Raw genomic sequence first — 23,010 nt, forward strand, 5'->3', positions numbered from 1 at the left:
GGTCGGCTTCTCCTCTCGTCCCTCTTCATCGACTGACCCGGCCGCGCACCCGGCAACCGGCTTCATACATAAAATATGATATTTCTTGCATCAAACCAGACGCGCTCTCGTGTTGCACAAGGAGACCCAGACATGGCCGAACCCGCCACCGCGCCGACCGTCAGCGAGCAGGACTTCCGCGACATCCTCGACGCCACCCGCCAGTTCGTCCGGACCGCGGTGGTACCGCGTGAGCTGGAGATCATGAACGACAACCGGGTGCCCGACGACATCCGGGACCAGGCCAAGGACATGGGGCTGTTCGGCTACGCCATCCCCCAGGAATGGGGCGGTCTGGGACTCAATCTGGTCCAGGACGTCGAGATGGCCATGGAGCTGGGCTACACCACGCTGGCCGTGCGCTCGATGTTCGGCACCAACAACGGTATCGCCGGGCAGGTGCTGGTCGGATTCGGCACCGACACGCAGAAAGAGCGCTGGCTGGAGCCGATCGCCAGCGGCGAGTGCGTGGCGTCCTTCGCATTGACCGAGTCCGGCGCCGGCTCCAACCCCGCGGGCCTGCGCACCAAGGCCGTCCGCGACGGGGACGACTGGATCATCACCGGACACAAGCGATTCATCACCAACGCTCCCACCGCCAACCTGTTCGTGGTGTTCGCCCGGACCCGGCCCGCCGACGCTGACGGACCAGGTATTGCGGTGTTCCTGGTGCCTGCCGACGCTCCCGGCGTCGTGGTCGGACCCAAAGACGCGAAGATGGGCCAGGAGGGGGCCTGGACCTCCGACATCACGTTCGACGACGTGCGGGTCGGACCCGACGCCCTCATCGGTGGCACCGAGGACATCGGCTACCGCGCGGCACTGACGTCGTTGGCCCGTGGGCGGGTACACATCGCGGCGGTGTCAGTGGGCGCGGCACAGCGTGCCCTCGACGAGTCGGTGGCATACGCCGCGACCGCCACCCAGGGTGGCACCGCGATCGGGGAATTCCAGCTGGTGCAGGCGATGCTGGCCGACATGCAGACCGGTGTCATGGCCGGCCGCGCGCTGGTCCGCGACGCCGCGCAACTGTGGGTCAGCGGCGCAGACCGCCGCATCGCACCGTCCGCCGTGAAACTGTTCTGCACCGAGATGGTCGGCAAGGTCGCCGACCTGGCCGTGCAGGTGCACGGCGGCAGCGGGTACATGCGCGACGTACCCGTCGAACGGATCTACCGCGACGTGCGTCTGCTGCGCCTGTACGAGGGCACCAGCGAGATTCAGCGTTTGATCATCGGTGGCGGACTGGTGAAGGCCGCGCAGCGGTCGGCCTCAGGCCGCTGACCGGACTGCGCGGCCCCCGGAGCGCCGTCCCTTGGGCCGCGTCCAGCAATCAACCGATGATTCGCACGATCGACTCGACAACGGCGGCGGGCTTGTCCGAACCCTCGATCTCGACCGTGATCGTCATGGTCGCTTGAACGGCACCATCGAGCTCATCGATTTTCGAAATGACGGCGCTCGCGCGCACATTTGCTCCGACCTTGACCGGCGTGATGAATCGCACCTTGTTATAGCCGTAGTTGACGGCCAAAGCGACGTTGTCGACGCGATACAGCTGGTGCGTGAAATGCGGTAGCAGTGAAAGCGTCAGCAAACCATGTGCAATTGTGCCGCCGAACGGCCCCGCGGCGGCGCGCTCAGGATCGACGTGAATCCACTGGTGGTCGTCGGTGGCCTCGGCGAACAGATTCACCCGATCCTGGGTGATTTCCATCCACTCGGACGGTCCAAGCTGACTACCTGCTGCTGCGACGAACTCGGCCAGATTGTTGAAGACTTTCACGCTTACCTCTCTCAACGCGGCCGCTTCCGGGCCACACCGCTAATACTTCTAACGCCTCCGCCAGGGCGGCACAATGCACAGATTTTGGGCCGATGCCCGCTACTTAGCTGGCCAAAGTTCGCCATATCCGCGTACTGTCTGCGTTAACCTGCAAAGACACAGATATCCGGGATTGCCAACATCCGTCGCACCAGCACAATCGTTTCGGCTAATTCTTCGGCGCCCCGAAGGTCGACAGACAACGTTTCACCACTAGCTGGATGCAGGACCCCAACAACCCCGATACTGAATTCAGGAATGCAGTCCGCGCGCGATGCGTTTACCGCAACCGACTGCCAACTGAAGTTGCAGTGACTGCGCGAAACGAATGGGGCAACGATGTCGGTGGAGTATGTCGAATACGAATCCAACGTCGATATTCGCTTTGCCGAGAACATCGCCTGGTCCGACCCGGACACCGAATGCACCGTGGTGCTATCGCAACCCGACACCGACCCCGAACTCTGGAACCGCTACCTCGATGCGGCTCAGCAAAGTTATCGCCGGCACGGCGTCGAAGCGGTCGTGGATGCTGCCGCGATCCGCGACGGCGCGGACACCGCGCTGTTCTGGACGGTCCTGGACCGCCACGACAACATGGTCGGCGGACTGCGCGCCAAGGCCCCCCTCGGCTGCGCCGAGGACTCTCACGCGGTGATGGAATGGGCCGCCCGACCTGGGCTGGCCATGGTGCGCAAGATGATCAACGATCGGGTGCCCTTCGGCGTCATGGAGATGAAGACGGCCTGGGTGTCCGACAATCGGGCGAGCCAGCACGCCATCACCCATCTCCTGGCCCGCACCGCCTACCACGCGACCAGCATCATGGGCGTGCAGTTCGTGATGGCCACGGCAGCCCAGCATGTCCTGGAATTGTGGAAATCCGGCGGTGGCGTAGTGGCGCCGATTCCGGCCACGCCGTACCCCGACGAGCGCTACCGCACCAAGATGATGTGGTGGGACCGAAGGACCATGGTCAATCATTCTCAACCGGAGCAGATTACGAAGGCGCTGCACGAGATCGACCAGATATCAACCACGTTGGCCGCCAGCTGAAGGCAGCCCCAGACGCTCGCCGCGAGGCGGTCGGCACACCGTCTCCGAGGACAACGCAGGTTAAGCTGGAAGCCTCATGTCCATCGACGAATCTCCCCCTTCACTGGATCGCGTGGTGACAGAGGTGGCGACGCGTTTGATGGCGGCGGACTCCACCAACAACACCAAGGTGTACACGGACGTTCTGGAGATCCTGGTCAACTACTTCGGAGTCGACGTCAGCTTTCTGCGCCGCAACGACCATGAGATCGGCGCCTCGATACTCGTCGCGGAATGGCCAGTGCGGCCGGAGATTCCGGACCCCGACCCCCTGCGCGTGGTGTACTTTGCCGACGCCGATCCGGTGTTCGCGGAAACCGAACATCGCAAGACACCGCTCATCGTGCGCCCCGACCCGGAACCCGACGATTACCAGCGCCGTATCGAGGCGGATCGCAACGTACCCCAGATATCACTGGCAGCAACGCCTTTGGTGTCCGGCGAGCGCACCACCGGCGCACTCGGGTTCGTCAAGTACGGCAATCGCGAATGGCTCACCTAAGAGATCAATGCGCTGCAAGCCATCGCTTCGCTGTTGACCCAGGCCCAATCTCGGGTACTGGCCGAAGAGCAGCTTCGATACCTGGCCGAACACGATGACCTCACCGGACTCAACAACCGCCGTGCTCTCATCGCCCACCTCGATGCGCGACTGCAGCAGGGACAACCCGGGCCGGTGACCGCCCTCTTCTTCGACCTGGACCGGCTCAAGGCCATCAATGACTACCTGGGGCACAGTGCCGGTGACTCGTTCATCCGGGTGTTCGCCCAGCGCCTCACCGAGGGCGTCGACAGCAAGACCGTGATCGCCCGGCTCGGCGGTGACGAGTTCGTCGTCGTCCCGGCGGAACCGATATCCGCGAGCAAGGCCGAGGCCCTCGCCTATCAGCTCCAGGACTCGTTGCGGCGCCGGGTCTGGATCGACGGCGAACGGCTCACGCGGGCAGTGAGTGTCGGCGTCGCCTCTGGCATACCGGGCTCCGACAACTCGTCCGACCTGCTGCGCCGGGCCGACCAGGCGGTCCTGAGCGCAAAGTCCTCCGGCGGGGATCGCGTCGCGGTGTTCACCAACGCGATGTCGCTGGAAACGGCCTACCGCAACGACATCGAGCTGCATCTGCAGGACGTCATCGAGAACGGTGCGCTGCTGCTCAACTATCTGCCCGAAATCGACATGCGCACCGGGAAACTGCTCGCCACCGAAGCACTCGTGCGATGGGACCACCCCACCCGCGGACTGCTCCCCCCGGCCGCCTTCATCGGTATCGCCGAATCGATCAACCTGGCAGGCGAATTGGGCCGCTGGGTGCTGCGCACCGCATGCCGCGAATTCGCGCGGTGGCGTGACGAGTTCCGGGCCGCCAAGGCCGGCACTGATGCGGCCGATGATCGCGACGATTTCGAGTTGCGCGTCAACGTCTCCCCCGTCCAACTGGTCACCGACGGCTTCGCCGAGTCGGTGGCCGGCATCCTCGACGAATTCGGCCTCGACCGCGGATCGGTCTGCCTGGAGATCACCGAGAATGTCGTCGTCCAGGACAGCGAGTCCTCGCGCGCCACGCTGGCCGACCTCCGGAGAACCGGGGTGCGGTTGGCGATCGACGATTTCGGCACCGGATACAGCGTGCTGTCCCACCTCAAGTCGCTGCCCGTCGACATCCTCAAGATCGACCGCAGCTTCGTGACCGACCTCGGCTCCAACCCGGGCGATCTGGCGATCGTCCGGGCGATCATCGCACTGGCCGACTCGTTCGGTCTGCAGATCGTCGCCGAGGGTGTCGAAACCAAGGCTGCCGCAACGACATTGCTGCGCCACGGCTGCCACCGAGCGCAGGGGTTCCTGCTGTCGCGGCCGCTACCGAGCGATCAGATGGCGACGCTGTACCGCAAAGGCCGCGTGCCGGTCCGGTTCGCCAGCGAGACGTGACACCGAACAGCGTTACCGCGCAACAAGTTCCACGCGGGCGAACCTGCTGGCGGGGTGGCCCACGATGCAGACCTCGAAAGCCCCGGCAGGTGGGGCGGCATTCTCTGCCGGCGCGCCCACATTCGTGAAATCGGGCGAAATCACCACACCGTGGCGGGCCCGTACGAAGTACAGCCCGTCGGGCGTATTCAGCTCCGCTCCGATGATGCGACGGTCTTCGAAGAGCAGGGCCTCAAGCGTGCTGTCCGAACTGACCGCGATGTCACGCTCAGCGGCAGCCGCCGCCAGCCAGTCGAACAGTTCGTCCAGTCCGTCGCCGGCGTTCCATTCGATGGGGCCGAGAGAAGAGAGCCGAAGCGTCGTGCCCGACGAGTCTCGTAGGGTCTCCGCGGTCCAGCCGCGAACGGTGCTGTAGAGCGCCCCGGTGGCAGAATCCAGGCACACCCGAGCCCAGTCGAGCAGCCCCGCGCCGAAGAACGTCTCGATGCTGCGGCTGTGCGCTTCGGACTCTGTCAGCTCGCGCACCGCGCGGGTTGGCACCGACCGACCATTCGATGGCTGCGCGCTGACGTCGGCATCTACTTCAGCGGTCACCGCGGCGAAATAGACGCCGGTGACATCGAGCTGCTGGTCGGCGACCGGCTCGGCCGGATGGACCTCGCCGGCTTCGTCGGATTCCGGCTCAGGCTCCTCGTCGGCGACACCTCGCGGCACCCCGAAGGCGTCGATCCGCGCATCGAGGACCGCGCCCAAAGTGGCGCAGCGGACTTCATTGTCGCGCACCCAGCGCCCGTCGTCCGCGCGCAGCAGTGCTCCGGTCACCATCACGTCTGCGGCGGCATCGACCGCGGCTATGGCTGTCGCCAGGCCACCGATACCGGCGCCGATGCACAGCACGTCAACTTCTGCGTCCCAATCCAACTTGAATTCCCTGAGTTGAGTGTCAGCGAGTTGCAACAATCCGACAGCCAGGGGTCGATTTCGCCGTTCGGCTACTTTACATACTCTCAGAATGAACGACACCATCAACGGCCGAGGTTATGGGACCCTTAGGATGATCCGGGGGGGGCTTGCCACTGAACGCGCGCTGACGGAAGGTGATCGACGAATGGGGCGCCAGCCGCGATCCGAAGTGACCCGACGCAAGATCATCGATTCCGCTGTCGATTTGATCAACGAGATCGGTTACCCGGCCGCAGGTTTGGCCGACATCATCGAACGCGCCGAACTGACCAAAGGCGCGCTCTACTACCACTTCGATTCCAAAGAAGCGCTGGCCACTGTCATCATCGAAGAAGCGATGGTGTTGTTGCACAACGTCTTCCAGTCTGCGCGCGACTCGGAACACAATGCGATGGAATCGCTGATCGTCGGCACCTTCACCACCAGCGACCTGCTGGCGACCAACCGGACCGCCCAAGCCGGAACCAAACTGCTGCGCACGTTCGCGGGGTTCAACCCGACCGCGAGGCACAGCTACGTCAACTTCGTCGATCAGTTCACCTCCGACATCAAACGGGCCGAAACCGACGGTGACCTGCGCCCTGGCGCGAACCCTGCCGATGTCGCCAACACCCTGGTGGCCTGGATCCTCGGCGCCGAGCTGATGTCCAGCGCCGCATCCGACGGTCAAGACCTCCGGGACCGATTCGCCCAGCAGTGGCGCGTGCTGATGCCGGCGATCGTCACCGCGGAATCGCTCGATCACCACCTCGCCTTCATGGTCGGCGCGTCCACGCGACAGACGAACATCGTGGAGCGCACCGCCACCTGAACCCCACATCGCTAACTAAGTTTACTTCTTTGTTGCTAGGCTGCTATCAGCCCAAGCGACAGAGGAGTCTGCATGGACCTCAATTGGTCGGCCAGCGATCTGGCATTCCGTGATGAAGTACGCACGTTTCTGCAGGAAAACCTGACGCCGGAGATTCAAGAGGCCGGTCGCCTGATGACCAGCGTCTACAGCGATCACGACGCGAGCCTGGCCTGGCAGCGCATCCTCCACGAGCGCGGTTGGGCCGCGCCGGCCTGGCCGGTCGAATACGGCGGCTGCGATTGGAGCTTGACTCAGCACTACATCTTCAGCCGGGAATCGATCCTGGCCGGAGCGCCGTCCCTGTCTCCGATGGGCATCCGGATGGTGGCCCACGCGATCGTCCGGTTCGGCACGACGGAACAGAAGGACTACTTTCTGCCCCGCATCCTGACCGGCGAGGTCTTCTTCTGCCAGGGCTACTCCGAGCCCGAAGCCGGATCCGACCTGGCCGCCCTGACCATGGCCGCCGTTTCCGATGGCGACGACCTGGTGTGTACCGGCAGCAAGATCTGGACCACGCACGCCACCGAGGCCAACTGGATGTTCGCGCTGGTGCGCACCACCCGCACCGGCAAGAAGCAGCAGGGCATCACCTTCGTGCTGATCGACATGAGCACGCCGGGCATCGAGATCCGGCCGCTGGTGATGACGTCCGGCGAAGAGGTCCAGAACCAGGTGTTCTTCGACGAGGTCCGGGTACCCAAGAGCAACGTCATCGGCCAGATCGACGAGGGCTGGACCGTCGCGAAGTATCTGCTCGAGTTCGAGCGCGGCGGTGGCGCCGCCGCCCCGGGTCTGCAGGTGTTGGCCGACGAGATCGCCACCGCCGCGGCCCAGGCGCCGGGCCCAGACGGTGGCCTGCTGCTCGACGATGCCGCGTTCTCCCGCAAGCTCGCTGACGCGCGAATCCGCACCGAGGTGCTCGAGATCCTCGAATACCGCGTGCTGGCCGCGCTGGCCGGAGGCGGACATCCGGGCGCCGCGTCGTCGATGCTGAAGGTGCTCTCGACCGAGTTGAGCCAGACCTTGACCGAACTCGCCATGGAGGCCGCCGGCCCCCGCGGCCGCGCGTACCAACCGCACGCCACGCGCCCCGGTGGTCCGGTCGCCGAATTCACCCCTCCCCCAGACGGTTACGTCAGCGGCGAGCCATGGCAGGCGGTCGCGCCCCTGCGGTACTTCAACGACCGTGCCGGGTCGATCTACGCCGGCAGCAACGAAATTCAGCGCAATATCCTCGCCAAAGCAGAATTGGGGCTGTAGATGGACTTCACCTTCTCCGCGGAACAGGAACTGCTCCGGGACGGCCTGTCCAAGTTCTTGGCCGGCCGATACGACCTCGAAACCAGCCGCGCGGCAGCCAAATCCGGCCCCGGCTGGCAGCCCGACATCTGGCACTCGTTCGCTGAGGAACTCGGCATTCTCGGCGCCGCCCTGCCGGAGGAGGTCGGCGGCATCGGCGGCGGGGCCGTCGAGGTCATGCTGATCGCCGAAGCGTTAGGGCACGCGCTGGTCATCGAGCCCTACGTGGACACCGCGGTGGTCGCCGCCGGCCTGCTGCTGCGATCTGGCAGCACGGCCGCCGGTCCCGTGTTGGAGGAAATCGCCTCCGGCACAGCGATTGTCGCGCTCGCCGCGGCCGAGGCCGAGAGCGGCGACCGGTGGCAGGACGTCCAGACCACTGCCTCCCGCGACGGTGACAACTGGGTGCTCTCCGGCGACAAGATCATGGTCATGAACGCGCCGGTCGCCACCCACCTGCTGATCACCGCTCAGACAGCAGGCGGCATCTCACTGTTCCTGGTCGACGTCACGACACTGCCCGCTGGGCTCACCCTGCACAGCTACCGCACCGTCGACGACCGTCGCGCAGCCGACCTGGAGCTGCGCGAACTCCGGTTGCCGGGCGATGCGCTTCTCGGCGCCGAAGGCGAGGCCTGGCCGTCGATCGCCCAGGCCCGCGACGAAGGCGCCACCGCCGTGTGCGCCGAAGCCGTCGGCAATATGCGAAAGGTGCTGGCCGACACCGTCGAATACGCCAAGCAGCGCCAACAGTTCGGCCAGCCGATCGGCAGCTTCCAAGCGTTGCAACATCGCATGGTCGACATGCACATGGAGCTCGAACAGTCCGTGTCCGCGGTCTACCTCGCGGTGCTCAACCTGGAAACCGACGCGCACACCCGGGCGCGTTCGGTGTCGGCAGCCAAGGCCACCATCGGCCGGGCGGCACGGTTCATCGGCCAGAACGCGGTGCAACTGCACGGCGGCATGGGCATGACCGAGGAGCTCGCCATCGGCCACTACTTCAAGCGGCTCACCGCCGTTCAATACGAGTACGGCTCCACCGACTACCACGTGACCCGCTACGCAAAACTGACCCGGGGCTGACTTCGACTCGAGGAGGCATGACCGCCCACCTGATCCATCCGGATCAGGTGGGCGTCATCTGCTTCTGCGCGTACAACTGCGCCCACTCGGCGCGCGGCCGGATCGACACATCGACATCGGTGGCCTTGGCGCGCAACGCACCTGCCGTCGCCTGGTCCTTCGGCGTCAGCTTGAAGGGATCCCAGCCGAAGAACCGGCACGAGTTCTGCCAGGTGATCTTGTTGATGTCGGAGTCCGAGGCCCCGGCCGCGTTGAGCTCGGCCAGCACCTGCTCGGGGGCGTCGGGCCAGAAGCAGTCCGAGTGCGGGTAGTCGCATTCCCAGGCGATGTTGTCGATACCGATCTCGTGGCGCAGCTTCAGCGACGTCTTGTCGGTGACGTAGCAAGCCAGCGAGTGCTCGCGGAAGACGTCGCTGGGCAGCTTGTTCCCGAAGTCGCGGCGCAGCCACTTCTGGTTGGTGTAGTGCCGGTCGCTGCGATCCAGATAGAACGGAATCCAGCCGATGCCGCCCTCGGAGAAGGCGAATTTCAGGTCCGGGTAGTTGCGCATTGCCGGGCCCCACAACAGGTCCTGGGCACACATCGCCGACACCTGCGTGGCGAGGATGATCAGATTGTCGATCGGGGCGTCCTTGGCCATCGAGATCGCGCCGAAGCCGGTGCCGATGTGCAGGCACATCACCACGTTCTCCTCGGACAGCGTCCGGAACACCGGGCCCCAGTAGTCCTCGTCGAAGTAGCTCGGCAGGCCTTCCAGATGCGGCAGCTCGGGCATCGTCACGGCCCGGCAGCCCTTGCCGGCCACCCGGCGGATCTCACTGCACATCGCCTCGGGGTTCCACGTCGGCAGGATCGCGATGGGGATGAACCGGTCCGGGTACGACCTGGCCCATTCGTCGATGTGCCAGTCGTTGTAGGCCGAGACCATCACCAGGGTGGCCTCTTCGCGGTGCATGTTGAGGTGCCGGGCGGAGAAACCGGTGAAGGTCGGGAAGCACATCGAGGCGAGGATGCCGTTGCGGTTCATGTCTCGCACCCGCTCATGCACGTCGTACACGCCAGGGCGCATTTCCGCGAAGCCGGCGGGATCGCGGCCCCATTCCTCGGCTGGCCAGGACACCACAGCGTTGAGTCCGCTCACCCCTTGGGGTCGGCCCTGGTACATCCACTGATCGACGCCTTTGTCATCGGTGACGACGATCGGCGCCTCGGGCTTGTACTTGTCCGGCACGTGGTTGAGGAACATGTCGGGGGGTTCCACGACATGGTCGTCAATGCTCACCAGGATCAAGTCGTCGGTCTGCATGCCTCAGTAGTACCGTCTAGAGGCGTGACCGTCTCTGCACTTTCGGACAGGGGTTTATCCCGAACGGCCAAAATGGCCGCACGGCCGGTGATCGAGCTGCGCCGCGGCGGGCGCGCTCTCGGCGGCAGCTACCTCTACGAGGGCGACGCCCTGATCACCGGCTGGCACTCACACGAGGTGCACCAGATCGAGTACGCGCTGCACGGCCTGGTCGAGGTGGAGACGGATGTCGCCCACTACCTGCTGCCGCCGCAACAGGCAGCCTGGATACCGGCGGGCCTACCCCATCAGGCGGTGATGAACCCGGATGTGAAGACCGTTGCGGTGATGTTCGATCCAAGCCTGATCGCCGACCGATCGGATCGAGCACGCATCATCGCCGTCTCCCCGCTGATCCGCGAGATGATGATCTACGCGTTGCGGTGGCCCATCAACCGGGCGCACGGCGACACCGTCTCGGACGATTTCTTTCGCACCCTGGCGCATCTCGTGTCTGAAGCGTTGGACCACGAAGCGCCGCTGAGTCTGCCGACTACCGAGCACCCGATCGTTGCCGCGGCAATGGATTACACCAAAGAACATCTGACGTCGGCGACGGCCGAACAGGTGAGCCGTGCGGTCTCGGTATCTGAACGGACGCTGCGCCGGTTGTTCCAGGAGTCCATCGGATTATCTTGGCGCACTTACCTTCTCAACGCCCGAATGCTCCGGGCGATGGCGTTGCTGACGGAGCCGGGGCAATCTGTCCAAGCCACCGCCACCGCGGTCGGCTTCGAGAGCCTCAGCGCGTTCACTCGCTGCTTCACCCAGTTCAGCGGGGAATCACCATCGGCGTACCGGCGTCGGACCGCGGAGACGGCGCGCTCATGACCGATCACCGTCGTCCATGTCCCAGGTGCGATCACAGCGCCCCTCGGTCTCGGCGATCAGCTCCGCGTTCGGCTCATCGACCGCACGCACCCAATGCTCGGCCGCGATCAGGCTCCGCCCGCCGGCGATGTGGCGTGCGAGCAGTCGCTTCCGCCGCACCTCGTCAGCGCCCTTCAGGTAGTACAGCCGATCGATCAGCTGCCGCGCACCGGAAAAGTGGTGAGACGACAGCGCAAGGTAGTTGCCCTCTGTGACGACCAGCCGCGCCGCTGCCGGCACCACCAGGCCCGCTGCGACAGACTCTTCGAGCGCCCGATCGAACTGTGGCACATAAACATCAGCGCTCTGGTAGGCGTCGTGCACCCGAGCCAGCGATACCAGAAAGCCGGCCGCATCGAATGTGTCCGGGGCGCCCTTACGCCCTTTTCGGCCGAGCCGTGCGAGCTGCGCGTTGGACAGATGGAAACCGTCCATCGGCAGCAGGGCGGCGAAATCGCGCTGGATGGAATTGAATTCGTCGACAACCCGCGCCGCCACCGTCGATTTACCGACGCCCGGCGGCCCGGTCAGACCGACGACGACCCGGCCCGACCGCTCGTCGAGCAGTCGGGCGACATCGTCTGTCAGTGGCGCCATTGCGCGGACATTAGCCGCTGAGCGCGCCCAAGTCGAAGACCTGAGGCACCTGACATCGACATGTCACCGGCGTTGGGGCTCAGGCGCACACGCGGTCAATAGCTCCTTGCCGTCTTTGGCGGCGACGTCAGCAGGACTGAGCCAGCCGAATCCCTGGAACCAGAAGGTGTCCGGCGCATGTTGGCCCGATTCGGTTACCGCCGGACCGAGGTCGGTGGTCGTGGTCCACGGATCGCCGTTGCTGCGATAGACCCGCAGCAGCACCGTTTTCTGTGTCCGCCAGTCGAATCCGCTGGGCAGGGGCCGCACCACCGCAAAGCCGGGATACGGTCCGGTGGCGGTCAAGGAGTCGAACGGGATTGCCTGGTGCGGGTCGGCGGCCAGCACGAGATCGGCCTGACCGGGCTGGAAAGTCAGCATCACATTGTCCACGGGACCGCAGTATTGGCCGGGCCAGATCCGCAGCGTTCCGTCGGTGACGCGAGCGCCGAAGACCCTTGCTAGCCGACGACCTTGAGCGGGGTCGCGCGAACAGAGCGTCAGGAACTTCGTGCCGTCCTGAGCAGCGATGTCCTGAGGATTGAGCCAACCGAACCCCTCGAACCAGTAGGTATCCGCGGGATGCCGGTCGGATTCCTTTATCGCCTCACCCAGCTTGCTGGTGGCCCCGAATGCGTGTGGGGCCTGCGGGAAGATGAACACGGTGTCCGCAGTGCGCCAATCGAACCCGGGTGGTAGTTGAGTGACCACGTCGAATCCCGGGTATGGTCCGCCGACGGTGAAGTACTCCACTTCGGTACCCGGATTCGGCGGAGCCTTTTGTGAACCAACAACTTCCGGCAAGGGCGTCGCCTCGAGCTTCAACTCCGCCTTGTCCGGTCGATCCATGTTGAAGGTGACGTTGACTGCCGTCGTGCCACGGCATGGCGATCCGGTCCAAAGCCGCAGCTGTCCATCGGTCACCCGGACCCCGAACTGAACCGGCAGCGACGGTTTCCCCAGCGGATCGCAAGCGCACAATGCCATCAGGGTCGCGAAAGCGACACCTAGGCAGAGCATTCGACGAATCATGAATAGCCGCCGTCCGAAGCGCCGGCGTTCGTCTCGAACGGATTCCGGCGGCCAGTGAGCCTTTCGGCGCCCAGACTGATGGCGTACTGCTTGGCGAATTCCACCGGTCCCAACGCGGCCCACTGTGCCGAGTGCCGCTCTTCATGGTGCAGGATGCGGTCGATGTCCACGTCCTGTTGGCGTGCTCCCCCGGGTCCGTCGTACCACATCTGACCTGACCCGATGATCCTGCGAAGCTGGTCGCCAGCGTCCGCTGGATGGTCGATGTTGATCAGGAAGACGTCACCGTAGGTGGACCCGCCCTGCTGGCTCAGCTGGTTCTGCACGAAGCCGCCACCGAGCCCCATGAGCATCCCGTTGGGAGTGGTCGCGAAGCGCCCGCCGCTGCCCGCCAGTCGCGGAACCTGTTCGTAACTCCAGGAATTCGCGGACTGTCGGTCGAGGATGCGCTGCACCTCGTTCGCGGTGTATGGCGTCTCGGCGAAGTCTGTGTTCGGATTTCCCTTTGTGTAGCTGGTGCCCGCGTTCAGGATGTACGTCATCAACGCGGCCCGGCGGGCAGCGTCGGCACTCGTCCCCGCGGGCAGCAGGAAGTAGGTGTTGTCGTCGCTGGGATCACTGCTCGTCCGGTTGTTGTCGACGACGCGCTCCATGCCCTTGAGGACGTCGAAACTCGCCGGCGTGATGTGCTGCTGCCGAGCGATGTCGACGATAACCTGCGGCGGCACACCCTTTTTCGCCGCGTTCTGTAGCCACTCGCGGTAGTACCCGTCGCTGGTTCCGTCCAGCAGCCCCGCTGTGCGCAGCGCGTCCTCGTACTTGTTGACGGGGTCGTATCCGGGTTCGCCGGGATCGTCGCCGATCCGCTCGTCTTTCGGTTCCGGCACGTCGAACGGGATACGTTCGGCGGCCGCGCGATCGCCGTGCTCGTAAAGGTAGGCAGCCGAATCGAGCTTGCCTGCGAATGCGGACATGCCCTGCCCCAGCGACTGTGCGCGCCGCAGGAACGCATCGCCTGCGTCCCGGCACGCCTGGCCACTGTCCAGTCCCGCTACCGGCTCCGCGGCGGCCGAGAGCTGGGGACCGCCACCGTCGTTGAACAGGCCGCTCGCCAGGTCCTCCAGCGCCTTCGCGGTTTCCCGCAGCGACGCCACCACGACGGTCAACGGTGCGGTCATGCCAACTCCCATCCGACCTTGCGAATTTGATGGCCGGTGTCCCGGTCGGCCGCTTCGAATTTCGCGAGCAGCAGCTTGATCGCGTTCTCGACCTCGATGCGTTTGGCCGCGATCTGCAGCGCCTGGACCGGCGAGACCCTCGCATACCAGCGCAGCCAGAACCCTGGCGTGACCCCACCGTCGTCGGCGACGTCCCACTGCGCCTGCGCGGCATCGACGGCCTTCTTCAATTTTGCCCTGAGCTCGGTGAGCTGCGCGCCGCCCGTCGCCAAAGGCTTCGCCACGGCGTAGAGGTGGTCCCGATAGGTGGTCTGCTCGTCGAGTGATTCGCGGCCCTGCTTCTGCGCGGCATCGGCGGCGGTGCCGGTCCAGTCGTCGGCGAGGTGGGCCAATCGTGTTCGTACCCGGCCGATCTGAGCATCGACGCGCTGGGCTGCGGCCCGCGCGTCGAGCGACGCGGTGAGCAGCGATTCCGGAGCGGAATTCATCACCTGCGACACCGTGTAGGGCATGGACCGTCCCCCGTTCCAGTCGGTCTCCCCATTGTCCCCCACCGAACTCGGACCGCCGGTCACCAAAATCGATCCCGACAGACCGGCTCAACTCGGGTGTCACCAAGGAGCCCATCGCCGGCTCGCACCGTGCCACCACCGAAAGAGCAACGACCCAGTATCGGATGTTTGTCTCACGTCCACACCGGCGACTGGCGCTCACCGATCCGCGATGCGCTCGATGCGTTCAACCACGGCTACGACGACGTCAACGTCCCGTGGTTATTCAACATCGCTGCCGCAGAGGATGTTTCGGGCGTAGCGATCCTCGTCTACCACCGCCCGCGAGTGCGGCACTCGCTTCGATCAAGAGGTACGTCAGCCCAATCATCGCGCCGATGACAATGATGAGATGTCCGCCGATCGCCCCGGTAGAAACTTTGCCCGTCGGGCTCACCATCACGAACCAGGACGCTGCGCCGACAGCAACCGCTAGCACTGCCAAAAGAACCCGGCCGCCAGCACCCTCCAGTAGCGCGCGCCGCGCTTCCAGGGCCCTCAAACCAGATCGGCCAACCCGTGAACTACCTACCCGCCGGGCAATCGCACCCCACGAAACGAACGCACCGTAAGCGACGACTGCATTACTGAAATCAATGTTCATGATCAACAACACGACCAAGTGAAATATGGCAGCTACAGCCAGCGTGATCCGAAAGGCACGCCACCACGGTAAGGCAATGAGAATGGCGAGCTCGAAGGCGACGGTAAGCCAGTCGACGACCTCCCAGGCGGCGAGCACATCATGCTGAGCTATCCACTGGGCCAGCCAGTGCGTCCGCCCCTGGGTCACGAAGCCAAGGACGAAATACCCGCGTGACGCCTGGCTCGAGAATGACAGCCAGCCGGTCAGCGCCTTGGTCAGCGCCGCGGCAAAAAAGCCCCACCCGATCAGCAGAGCCAACAAGCGCAATGGCCACTGTGCCTGCAGCGAGGGTTCGCTGTTACGCCGAAAGGCGTCCACGGAGAAGCGGTTCCCCCAATTGGCGAAGGCCAACACCAGGGGCGGTAATGTCAACAAGATCGTGTGGTCGACTTTACCCAGACAGAACGTCACTCCATAGGTGGCAGAAAGTACGAGCCAGGTAGCGATCGACACATACTTTGTCCATATACCCAACCCGAGCATGACGAGAATGACTGACCGAAGCACTTCCAATCCGATGAGTACCCCCGGGGACGGAAATCCCGACAGGAGCTGAAGTGGCCCTGGCGGCGCATGGAACATGAAATCGGGATAGTGGCTAAGCCAAGTGATATCAGGCGCGACCAGCAGGACACTCAACGCATAGATGATCCGGTAAATACCCAAATCCTCAGCGGTGAACGGTCCATCTTCGACCCAGCGGTCGAATCTTTCGACTAGTCTCACGTCGCATTTCCGAAATCGATGCTGACAGTACGCAAGGGCGCGTAGTCCGTTCCAGATGTCTTGTCCGGTCTATATGTCGCTGTCCGCCAAACGATATCCAGGCCCGCTACAGGTTGGTCGGGGAACCGCTCCATGATTTTTGACCGAAGCCAGGCGACGGCCTCGGGATTGCTCCTGAAAGCGTCGTTGTCGTAGGCAGTCGAGAAAGCGATGAACGGCACTGACGGACCCGGAGGCAGGATGGTTTCTATTGGCGCAGGCTCTACATGCCCGTCCGCGAAACGAACGATTAGCCACGGCTCTTTCGCCTTAGGTACGCCAGTTTCCAATAAGCAGCCCGGACAGTTCGCCGGGAAACCGGGGAGAATCAGAGCCGGGTAGGGTTCCCCGCGCGCAATGCCGAGAAATACGTATTGGAGCAGGGCGATCCACAAGAACGTGACAACAAAGACAATCCGCACTCTGCGCTTCTCAGAAGCCTGCACCAACGTCCCCCAATAACTTCACGATCACTGGTAATTGCACAGCGGTCGTATGCCCCCGATTCCCACCTTGGCGCACTGCCAGCGAAGATGGCGGGAAAACGCATACCAAGTCAAGTCACTTCCCCCTTCGCATCCACGGTGCCGAGTCCCCAACTGAGCAAACTTGTGAACGCACTCAGGACGTTAGCAGGCACCGGCGACGTTATCTACTCCGACGTCAATTTGGCCGAGCTGACGCAGCCGGCATTGGAAGACCCGCGAGGGCAAGCTCTCCGTCTACATCGACTACCACTTCCCGTTCGTGCTGGGCTTCGACCTGGCCGGTGTCGTCGCGGCCGTCGGGCCGGGAGTTACCCGCTGGCAGGTGGGCGATCAGGTCTTCGGGATGTCCAATCAGCGCAACGGGGCAGACCGCACGTGCGCCGAATACCGTGTCGCGTCGCCTGAGCTGCTGGCGCCACTACCGGAGGCTGGAGCTACGTCGACGCCACGGGTCTACCGGTGGCGGGTAGCACCATCCAGATCGCCCATGCGCTGGGTGCGCGGGTCGCGGTGACCTGCAGCCCGAAGAACTTCGATTACGTCACCGAACTCGGTGCCGAACTGGCCATCGACTACCGGGGCGGCGACGTCGTCTCGCCACTGCGCTCCTGGGCCCCATCGGGCGTCAACCAGGTGCTCGCCGCCCACACCGACTGATATCCCCCGGCCAAAACCCTTGGGACGGAGAATTATCCACGCACCTAGGCTGGTAGCGTATTGCGGATACTCAGGCCGAGACACGGGAGGCGTTGTGGGGCACGGTAAACTGCTCCATCACCTGGTGTCCGGCGCCGCCGCGGTTGCGCCCGACCGTCCGGCCATCATCGCCGAAGACGGCACCGTCTCGACGTTCGCGCAATTCGACCGGGCGATCACGGCTGCCGCGGGCTGGATCGCTTCCCGGACCACCCGCGGCGACCGGGTCGCGGTGATAGCCGACAACGGCCCCGACTACGCGACGCTCTACTACGCGGTGCCCCGCGCCGGTTGCATCCTCGTCCTGATCAATCAACGGCTCAGCGCCGACGAACATGTCGCACAACTGGCCACCGCGGCGCCCACCCTGATCCTGGGTGACGCCCGCTATCTGGAACCGCTGAGCCGGCCCGACTCGATCTCGTTCGACGACGAACAGTGGACTGCGGCAACGCAATCGACACGATGGCCCGTGCCAGACGAGCCGGACGCGGACGACCCGGTCTGGCTGCTGTTCACCAGCGGCTCCACGGGCACACCGAAAGGCGTTGTCCACACGCACCGTTCGATCACCACGGCCGTCCGGGGCAGCATCGCCGGCAGGTCGGTCCGTCCGGGCGGCGTGTATCTGCTGCCGTTCCCCATGTGCCACATCGCCGGCTACAACATGCTGGTGCACCACTGCGCACAGTCGACGGTGCTGCCGGTGGCGGCCTTCCGGCCCGAAGCCTTCGCCGCCGCGGTGAACCGGTACCAGGTGACCTCGTGTTCGCTGGCCCCGACCATGCTGCACAGCCTGCTGGCTCATCTCGGCGAGACCGGCACCGACCTGCCGTCGTTGCGGGACATCGCCTATGGCTCGTCCGCCATCCCTGCCGACCTGCTTCGGCGTGCCCTGGGCCGCCTCGCCGTCGGATTCCACCAGGGCTACGGAATGACCGAAACCGGTGGCAATGTCACGTTTCTCGGCCCCGAGGACCATCGGGCGGGAGCCGCGGGTGACACCGCCGTGCTCGCCACGGCCGGCCGGCCCCACGCCGATGTGCAGATCCGGATCGCACCGAGTGGCGAGATACTGGTTCGTGGCGATCAGGTGGCAGTCCGGTACTGGCCCGACACGCCCACGACCGACGACGGCTGGCTGCACACCGGTGACGTTGGGTACCTCGATGACGCGGGCCGGCTCGTGGTGACCGACCGGCTGAAGGACATCATCATCACCGGCGGCGAGAACGTGTCCTCCCGGGAAGTCGAAGACGTGCTGTCGTCTCATCCCGACGTGGATCAGGTTGCCGTCGTTGGGGTTCCCGATCCGTACTGGGGCGAGGCGATCTGCGCGGTCGTGGTGCCCACCGCCGACACCCAGCCTGACGCCGACGATCTCGTCACGCACGTACGCGGCCGCATCGCGGCGTTCAAACGTCCCCGCCATGTCGTGTTCGTCGACGCGCTACCCCTCACGACCAACGGCAAGATCGCCAAACAGATACTGCGCGAACAACTCCGGGAACAGTTGACCGGATAGCTCAGGCCGCGGCGGTCGCCAATCCCGCCCGCTCGACACTCATCAGACTCTCCGTCTCATGTTCCTGCCGGTACGCCGCGCCACCGCCGTTGAGCCCGAACAGCCGCTTGCTCCACAACAACCACAGCACCGCAATGACGTTCACCAGGAACATCGTCAACCGCAGGGCGGTGACCTTCTCGGTCAACTCGTAGATCTCCAGCGGCAGAAAGAAACTGGTGGCCACCACCGCGAAGTACTCGCCCCACCGCCACATCCCCCACAGCCCGACGGCCTCCACCAATTCGATCAACGCATAGACGGCAATGCCGATCGCGATCAACAACAACGTGTCACTCGACATCGTGAACGCGTCGTTGATGTGGCGAATGATCTTGGAACTGTCTAGGTTCCAGCCGATCTGGTCCGCCAACGGCCGCAGCAGTGGCAGGTCCTTCTCGAACATGTCCCGCAGGTGCACCCGCGCCGCTCGCACCCGGAACACGCCGTAGGACATCGCGGCCAGCAGCAGGAACCGGAAAACGCGCTCGGCGGCCAACACCCGCATCAGCACGCGGTCGCGCAGCAGCCGGCCGCGCGGAACTTCGGGTGCCGATTCCGCAGGTCCCTTCCCCCGCGGCGCACCGACGACGAACGTCTCGCACCGCAGGCATCGCCATGCCTCACCGACCGGCGTCAGCACATGCAAGCGGGCGGCCAGCTCAGGTTCGTCCGGAGCGAACGTTGCGTGGCCACGTAGTCCACAGGACCGCAGGGCGAAATCCACCATGTTCGTACCGTATCGACACCACCTGAGCCGAGAACACGGATCCGTCGACCGCAGCTCCACCGGTTCATACCAAGATGGAGCCGTGCCTTCCCTGCTCTGGTTCCGCCGTGACCTCAGGCTCAGCGATTTACCGGCCTTATCCGCAGCGGCCGACCAAGACGGCGACGTGCTTGCCTGCTTCGTCCTCGATCCGCGTCTTGAAGCCTCATCAGGCGCCCGCCGCCTGCAGTTCCTGGGCGACTGTTTGCGGCATCTGCATGCTGAGCTCGATGGCCGCCTGCTGGTCACCCGTGGACGCCCGGAAGAGCGAATTCCGCTGATCGCCAAAGAGGTCGATGCGAGTGCCGTGCACGTCTCAGCGGACTTCTCCCCGTTCGGCGAGCGCCGTGACGAGCGGGTCCAGCAGGCACTCGACGGCGTCCCGCTGGTTCCCACCGGCTCGCCGTACCTGGTCTCACCCGGCCGGGTCACCAAAGACGACGACAGCCCCTACCGGGTGTTCACGCCGTTCTTCCGGCGCTGGCGTGAGCACGGTTGGCGGCAGCCGGCCCAAACCGGTCCCCAATCGGCACAATGGATCGATCCGAGCGGTCTGGCTGCCGCAGCAGCCAAACTTGCCGACATCCCGGACCCCAAGGTGCCGCCCTGCTTCGCTGCCGGCGAGGAGGCGGCCCTACACCAGTGGCGGCAATTCATCGACGCGGGTTTGGACGACTACGCCGACCAGCGTGACCTACCCGGCGCCGACGGGACCAGCCACCTGTCGGTGCACCTGAAGTTCGGCACGATTCACCCGCGCACCATGGTCGACGGCCTCGACCTGCACCACGCCAGCCACGTTGCTTACTTGCGCCAGCTCGCTTTTCGTGACTTCTATGCCGCGGTGCTGCACCACTGGCCGGACAGCGCCTGGCGCAACTGGAACCGTGACTACGACGCCATCGAAACCGACACCGACGACGCAGCCGAGCGGCTCTTCGACGCCTGGAAGGCCGGCCGGACCGGGTTCCCATTCGTCGACGCCGGCATGCGGCAATTGAGCGAGACCGGCTTCATGCCCAACCGGGTGCGGATGATCACCGCGTCCTTTCTGGTCAAGGATCTGCACCTGCCGTGGCAATGGGGTGCCCGCTGGTTCATGGAGCAGCTGGTCGACGCCGACATCGCCAACAATCAGCATGGCTGGCAATGGTGCGCGGGCACCGGCACCGATGCCGCTCCGTACTTCCGGGTGTTCAATCCGACAGCGCAGGGCCAGAAATTCGACCCCACCGGTGCCTATGTCCGCCGCTGGGTTCCCGAATTGGCCGACGTGGCCGATGCCCACCTCAAATCAGGGCCACGCCCGCCCGGCTACCCGGAGCCGATCGTCGATCACGGCGAGGAACGCGCCGAAGCGCTCCGGCGGTATCACGCGCTCGGTGCCCGCAGCACCGCGGCGCCCGCGCCGCGGAAACCGTAGCGACACGCCGGTGTATGGCAGCATCGAAAGTAAGTGCTTGCCAATTGACCAGTGCCATCGAGTTTTTGACATGCTCAGGGAAGGGACTTCATGCGTATCACCACCCTGCTGATCACCGCAGCCGCAACCGTCGCCACCACGGCAGTCGGCGGCGCGGCGACAGCGCCCGCAGTCCGATCGAGTTGGTATGAGCAGCTGCGCAAGCCGGCGTATCAACCGCCTCGCCAGGTATTCCCTGTGGTCTGGCCCGCGCTCTACACAGACATCGCCGTCGTCTCGGCCGCCGCGATCGACGAATTGGGTGCAACCGGCCGCGACATCGAGCGTCGCGCCTACCGGAACGGACTCGCACTGAATCTCGTGCTCAATGCTGCGTGGTCCTGGTTGTTCTTCAATCGTCGTCGCTTCGGCACCGCGACCGCCGTCAGCGCGGCGCTCACGGTGAGCAGCGCCGACCTGACGCGGCGGGCTGTCGACGCCATCGGCGGACGAGCTGCACCATTGGCGCTCTATCCCCTGTGGTGCGCGTTCGCCACCGTGCTCTGCGGGCATATTCGGCAGCTGAACAGGCGCGCCGAACGGTCGTAGCCGCGAAGGTCTGGCACATACCAGGGCAGTCGACTTACGCTGGCGACCATCCACGCTCGACTCATGCGGAGGCCAGGTTGCAGAATCCGGAAGCTTTTCTCGACCAGTTCTCCGACGACGCGGCAGGCCGCGCCTTCGCCGAGCCGTACCACACGCCCGACGGAGCGACCGTCATCCCGGTGGCCAAGGTCAGTCACGGCGGCACCGGCACGACGGCAAAACCGCTCGGCGTCTTCGTCATTCGCGATGGCGGGACGTCGTGGGTGCCGGCGGTGGACGCGGACCGGATCGCACTGGTCGGCGTCGTCACCGGCCTGATCACCGCCGTGATCGGCTGCCTGGCGATCCTGCGGCGCCCGCCGTGGCCTGACCTGTCCAACCACGGGCATCTGGCACCGCGACTTCGCAGGTAGCCGCTCGACGCACCCTTTGACCGACGGGGCATCCCCTCGGTTCGGTTTGGCGATTCCTCCTTCGGGTATGCCCACAGTGGCGGGGTTCGAGGAGCCCTCATTTCTCCGCACACGGTGCGGCCGAGGTGCTCCGCCATTTCTGAAACCACACCAAGGGAGTTCAACGCATGACCTTGAAGAAAATCGCAGCGCGCGCAGTCGCAACCGGCATGCTCGGCATGGTGGGACTGGGAGTCGGCGCGGCCGTCGCCCAAGCCGATCCGATGGGACCGATACCGACACCACCATTTCCCGCCCCCGGTGTTACCGGACCCGGCGTAAACGCCGGTGCACCTGGTAATCCGCTGCCGGCGGGCCACGGCTACCTGCCTCCTCCCGGGCACGGTGGGCCGCTGCCGCAGGACCGCATCCCGTTCACCGCTGCGCCCGCGTGGGTGGTTGTCCCGGTCGTGCCGCCGATGGGTACTCCGCCGGCACCGGCACTGCCCGACTGGGCCGCCGGTATGCAGGCCGTCTGGGACCCTGACCTCGGCGCCTGGGGCGTGTGGGACGCAGAAGGCAGCGCATTCATTCGCCTCTAGCACCGACGACGCGGCCGCCACCCTGTCATGCCGACAGGGTGGCGGCCCGCGCCTGGCCGCCGGCACCCGTGCTGCGATCGGCAAGTCACAGGGAACTGTACGAATACTCCCAGCTGTATCCCGGGCGGAAATGCTAACTCCGGCGTCAATTCTTTCTACCGTTACCGCGGACGACCACGGCGGACGGACGAAGGGGAACGACCATGGGTTGCTCGCGGTACATCGGTCGGGTCGGAGCCCTGGCAGTGTTTCTCGGGGTCGGCATATCGCTCACAACGGGGCAAGGAATCGCCTACGCCGAGCCCTCATCGACGGCATCGGACACCTCGCATGCCACGGATGCGGCAGGCCCGAGCAAGCCGGCTCCCAAACACC

General features: G+C 65.0%; 23 protein-coding genes and 1 pseudogene. 14 read left to right on the forward strand and 10 right to left on the reverse strand.

What is annotated here, in order from left to right:
• The first annotated feature begins 132 nt into the window (after positions 1 to 132).
• Positions 133 to 1,323, forward strand: a complete 1,191-nt coding sequence (locus tag TL10_RS23695; protein ID WP_043987610.1) for an acyl-CoA dehydrogenase family protein — start codon at positions 133 to 135, stop codon at positions 1,321 to 1,323.
• 49 nt (positions 1,324 to 1,372) lie between these two features.
• Here TL10_RS23695 and TL10_RS23700 read toward each other — a convergent pair whose 3' ends face one another.
• Positions 1,373 to 1,825, reverse strand: coding sequence for a MaoC family dehydratase (locus TL10_RS23700; RefSeq protein ID WP_043395080.1), 453 nt, complete (start codon positions 1,823 to 1,825; stop codon positions 1,373 to 1,375).
• Positions 1,826 to 2,203: 378 nt separating this feature from the next.
• Here TL10_RS23700 and TL10_RS23705 point away from each other — a divergent pair, with 378 nt between their 5' ends.
• On the forward strand, positions 2,204 to 2,920 hold the full coding sequence (locus tag TL10_RS23705; RefSeq protein ID WP_043395078.1) for a hypothetical protein: 717 nt from the start codon (positions 2,204 to 2,206) through the stop codon (positions 2,918 to 2,920).
• 76 nt (positions 2,921 to 2,996) lie between these two features.
• A pseudogene (locus tag TL10_RS23710) lies at positions 2,997 to 4,886 on the forward strand (putative bifunctional diguanylate cyclase/phosphodiesterase).
• A 12-nt stretch (positions 4,887 to 4,898) separates the two neighbouring features.
• On the opposite strand, the gene TL10_RS23715 reads toward TL10_RS23710, so the two are convergent.
• On the reverse strand, positions 4,899 to 5,807 hold the full coding sequence (locus tag TL10_RS23715; protein ID WP_131630796.1) for a hypothetical protein: 909 nt from the start codon (positions 5,805 to 5,807) through the stop codon (positions 4,899 to 4,901).
• Between the two features lie 187 nt (positions 5,808 to 5,994).
• Between TL10_RS23715 and TL10_RS23720 the strand changes: the two genes are divergently transcribed.
• The 3 genes from TL10_RS23720 (at position 5,995) to TL10_RS23730 (ending at position 9,090) form a co-directional block, all read left to right on the forward strand.
• On the forward strand, positions 5,995 to 6,660 hold the full coding sequence (locus TL10_RS23720; RefSeq protein WP_043987612.1) for a ScbR family autoregulator-binding transcription factor: 666 nt from the start codon (positions 5,995 to 5,997) through the stop codon (positions 6,658 to 6,660).
• A gap of 72 nt (positions 6,661 to 6,732) precedes the next feature.
• Positions 6,733 to 7,965, forward strand: a complete 1,233-nt coding sequence (locus tag TL10_RS23725) for an acyl-CoA dehydrogenase family protein (RefSeq protein ID WP_043987613.1) — start codon at positions 6,733 to 6,735, stop codon at positions 7,963 to 7,965.
• Positions 7,966 to 9,090 (forward strand): acyl-CoA dehydrogenase family protein, encoded by a 1,125-nt coding sequence (locus TL10_RS23730; RefSeq protein ID WP_043987614.1) that lies wholly within the window; start codon positions 7,966 to 7,968, stop codon positions 9,088 to 9,090.
• Between the two features lie 43 nt (positions 9,091 to 9,133).
• Here the strand turns inward: TL10_RS23730 and TL10_RS23735 are convergent, their stop codons facing one another.
• A complete protein-coding gene (locus TL10_RS23735) occupies positions 9,134 to 10,396 on the reverse strand; it encodes an amidohydrolase family protein (RefSeq protein WP_043987615.1) in 1,263 nt (420 codons plus the stop codon).
• 72 nt (positions 10,397 to 10,468) lie between these two features.
• On the opposite strand from TL10_RS23735, the gene TL10_RS23740 reads away from it, so the two are divergent.
• On the forward strand, positions 10,469 to 11,266 hold the full coding sequence (locus TL10_RS23740) for an AraC family transcriptional regulator (protein ID WP_043987616.1): 798 nt from the start codon (positions 10,469 to 10,471) through the stop codon (positions 11,264 to 11,266).
• Here TL10_RS23740 and TL10_RS23745 read toward each other — a convergent pair.
• The 6 genes from TL10_RS23745 to TL10_RS31780 all read right to left on the reverse strand — a co-directional run bounded on the left by TL10_RS23745 (position 11,261) and on the right by TL10_RS31780 (position 16,535).
• Positions 11,261 to 11,902 (reverse strand): nucleoside/nucleotide kinase family protein, encoded by a 642-nt coding sequence (locus TL10_RS23745; protein WP_043987617.1) that lies wholly within the window; start codon positions 11,900 to 11,902, stop codon positions 11,261 to 11,263. The genes TL10_RS23740 and TL10_RS23745 overlap by 6 nt on opposite strands.
• 63 nt (positions 11,903 to 11,965) lie before the next feature.
• Positions 11,966 to 12,961 carry a hypothetical protein gene (locus TL10_RS23750; protein ID WP_192830294.1) on the reverse strand — a complete coding sequence of 332 codons (996 nt, stop codon included), beginning with the start codon at positions 12,959 to 12,961 and terminating at the stop codon, positions 11,966 to 11,968.
• 8 nt (positions 12,962 to 12,969) lie between these two features.
• Positions 12,970 to 14,151 (reverse strand): WXG100 family type VII secretion target, encoded by a 1,182-nt coding sequence (locus tag TL10_RS23755; protein ID WP_052506522.1) that lies wholly within the window; start codon positions 14,149 to 14,151, stop codon positions 12,970 to 12,972.
• Positions 14,148 to 14,726, reverse strand: coding sequence for a WXG100 family type VII secretion target (locus TL10_RS23760; RefSeq protein WP_234711528.1), 579 nt, complete (start codon positions 14,724 to 14,726; stop codon positions 14,148 to 14,150). The genes TL10_RS23755 and TL10_RS23760 overlap by 4 nt, the downstream gene beginning before the upstream one ends.
• Positions 14,727 to 14,928: 202 nt before the next feature.
• Positions 14,929 to 16,074: an HTTM domain-containing protein gene (locus TL10_RS23765; protein ID WP_043987619.1), complete on the reverse strand. Its 1,146-nt coding sequence runs from the start codon at positions 16,072 to 16,074 to the stop codon at positions 14,929 to 14,931.
• The gene (locus TL10_RS31780; RefSeq protein ID WP_234711529.1) at positions 16,071 to 16,535 is read right to left on the reverse strand and encodes a hypothetical protein; all 465 of its coding nucleotides are present in this window, start codon (positions 16,533 to 16,535) and stop codon (positions 16,071 to 16,073) included. The genes TL10_RS23765 and TL10_RS31780 overlap by 4 nt, the downstream gene beginning before the upstream one ends.
• 325 nt (positions 16,536 to 16,860) lie before the next feature.
• On the opposite strand from TL10_RS31780, the gene TL10_RS30340 reads away from it, so the two are divergent.
• The 3 genes from TL10_RS30340 (at position 16,861) to TL10_RS23775 (ending at position 18,822) form a co-directional block, all read left to right on the forward strand.
• Positions 16,861 to 17,115, forward strand: coding sequence for an alcohol dehydrogenase catalytic domain-containing protein (locus tag TL10_RS30340; RefSeq protein ID WP_157850390.1), 255 nt, complete (start codon positions 16,861 to 16,863; stop codon positions 17,113 to 17,115).
• The gene (locus tag TL10_RS29790; protein ID WP_052506523.1) at positions 17,061 to 17,258 is read left to right on the forward strand and encodes a zinc-binding dehydrogenase; all 198 of its coding nucleotides are present in this window, start codon (positions 17,061 to 17,063) and stop codon (positions 17,256 to 17,258) included. The genes TL10_RS30340 and TL10_RS29790 overlap by 55 nt, the downstream gene beginning before the upstream one ends.
• A gap of 94 nt (positions 17,259 to 17,352) precedes the next feature.
• Positions 17,353 to 18,822 carry an AMP-binding protein gene (locus TL10_RS23775; RefSeq protein ID WP_234711530.1) on the forward strand — a complete coding sequence of 490 codons (1,470 nt, stop codon included), beginning with the start codon at positions 17,353 to 17,355 and terminating at the stop codon, positions 18,820 to 18,822.
• Position 18,823: 1 nt separating this feature from the next.
• Here the strand turns inward: TL10_RS23775 and TL10_RS23780 are convergent, their stop codons facing one another.
• Entirely contained in the window at positions 18,824 to 19,591 is a 768-nt protein-coding gene (locus TL10_RS23780) for a DUF2127 domain-containing protein (RefSeq protein ID WP_043987620.1), read from the reverse strand.
• Positions 19,592 to 19,673: 82 nt separating this feature from the next.
• Here TL10_RS23780 and TL10_RS23785 point away from each other — a divergent pair, with 82 nt between their 5' ends.
• From TL10_RS23785 to TL10_RS23800, 4 genes are all read left to right on the forward strand, one after another.
• The gene (locus TL10_RS23785) at positions 19,674 to 21,053 is read left to right on the forward strand and encodes a cryptochrome/photolyase family protein (RefSeq protein WP_043987621.1); all 1,380 of its coding nucleotides are present in this window, start codon (positions 19,674 to 19,676) and stop codon (positions 21,051 to 21,053) included.
• Between the two features lie 90 nt (positions 21,054 to 21,143).
• Positions 21,144 to 21,641, forward strand: a complete 498-nt coding sequence (locus TL10_RS23790) for a TspO/MBR family protein (RefSeq protein WP_043987622.1) — start codon at positions 21,144 to 21,146, stop codon at positions 21,639 to 21,641.
• A gap of 77 nt (positions 21,642 to 21,718) precedes the next feature.
• The gene (locus tag TL10_RS23795) at positions 21,719 to 22,054 is read left to right on the forward strand and encodes a GerW family sporulation protein (protein WP_043395063.1); all 336 of its coding nucleotides are present in this window, start codon (positions 21,719 to 21,721) and stop codon (positions 22,052 to 22,054) included.
• Between the two features lie 167 nt (positions 22,055 to 22,221).
• Positions 22,222 to 22,635 carry a hypothetical protein gene (locus TL10_RS23800; protein ID WP_043987623.1) on the forward strand — a complete coding sequence of 138 codons (414 nt, stop codon included), beginning with the start codon at positions 22,222 to 22,224 and terminating at the stop codon, positions 22,633 to 22,635.
• Positions 22,636 to 23,010: the final 375 nt, after the last annotated feature.

The organism is Mycolicibacterium llatzerense (assembly GCF_000878195.1).
In the GTDB taxonomy this organism is placed as follows: Bacteria; Actinomycetota; Actinomycetes; order Mycobacteriales; family Mycobacteriaceae; genus Mycobacterium; species Mycobacterium llatzerense.

Coding starts and splice junctions, on each gene's coding strand:
- TL10_RS23695 (WP_043987610.1), top strand. CDS start 133: ATGGCCGAACCCGCCACCGCGCCGACCGTCAGCGAGCAGGACTTCCGC.
- TL10_RS23705 (WP_043395078.1), top strand. CDS start 2,204: ATGTCGGTGGAGTATGTCGAATACGAATCCAACGTCGATATTCGCTTT.
- TL10_RS23720 (WP_043987612.1), top strand. CDS start 5,995: ATGGGGCGCCAGCCGCGATCCGAAGTGACCCGACGCAAGATCATCGAT.
- TL10_RS23725 (WP_043987613.1), top strand. CDS start 6,733: ATGGACCTCAATTGGTCGGCCAGCGATCTGGCATTCCGTGATGAAGTA.
- TL10_RS23730 (WP_043987614.1), top strand. CDS start 7,966: ATGGACTTCACCTTCTCCGCGGAACAGGAACTGCTCCGGGACGGCCTG.
- TL10_RS23735 (WP_043987615.1), bottom strand. CDS start 10,396: ATGCAGACCGACGACTTGATCCTGGTGAGCATTGACGACCATGTCGTG.
- TL10_RS23740 (WP_043987616.1), top strand. CDS start 10,469: ATGGCCGCACGGCCGGTGATCGAGCTGCGCCGCGGCGGGCGCGCTCTC.
- TL10_RS23745 (WP_043987617.1), bottom strand. CDS start 11,902: ATGGCGCCACTGACAGACGATGTCGCCCGACTGCTCGACGAGCGGTCG.
- TL10_RS23750 (WP_192830294.1), bottom strand. CDS start 12,961: ATGCTCTGCCTAGGTGTCGCTTTCGCGACCCTGATGGCATTGTGCGCT.
- TL10_RS23755 (WP_052506522.1), bottom strand. CDS start 14,151: ATGACCGCACCGTTGACCGTCGTGGTGGCGTCGCTGCGGGAAACCGCG.
- TL10_RS23780 (WP_043987620.1), bottom strand. CDS start 19,591: ATGGTGGATTTCGCCCTGCGGTCCTGTGGACTACGTGGCCACGCAACG.
- TL10_RS23790 (WP_043987622.1), top strand. CDS start 21,144: ATGCGTATCACCACCCTGCTGATCACCGCAGCCGCAACCGTCGCCACC.
- TL10_RS23800 (WP_043987623.1), top strand. CDS start 22,222: ATGACCTTGAAGAAAATCGCAGCGCGCGCAGTCGCAACCGGCATGCTC.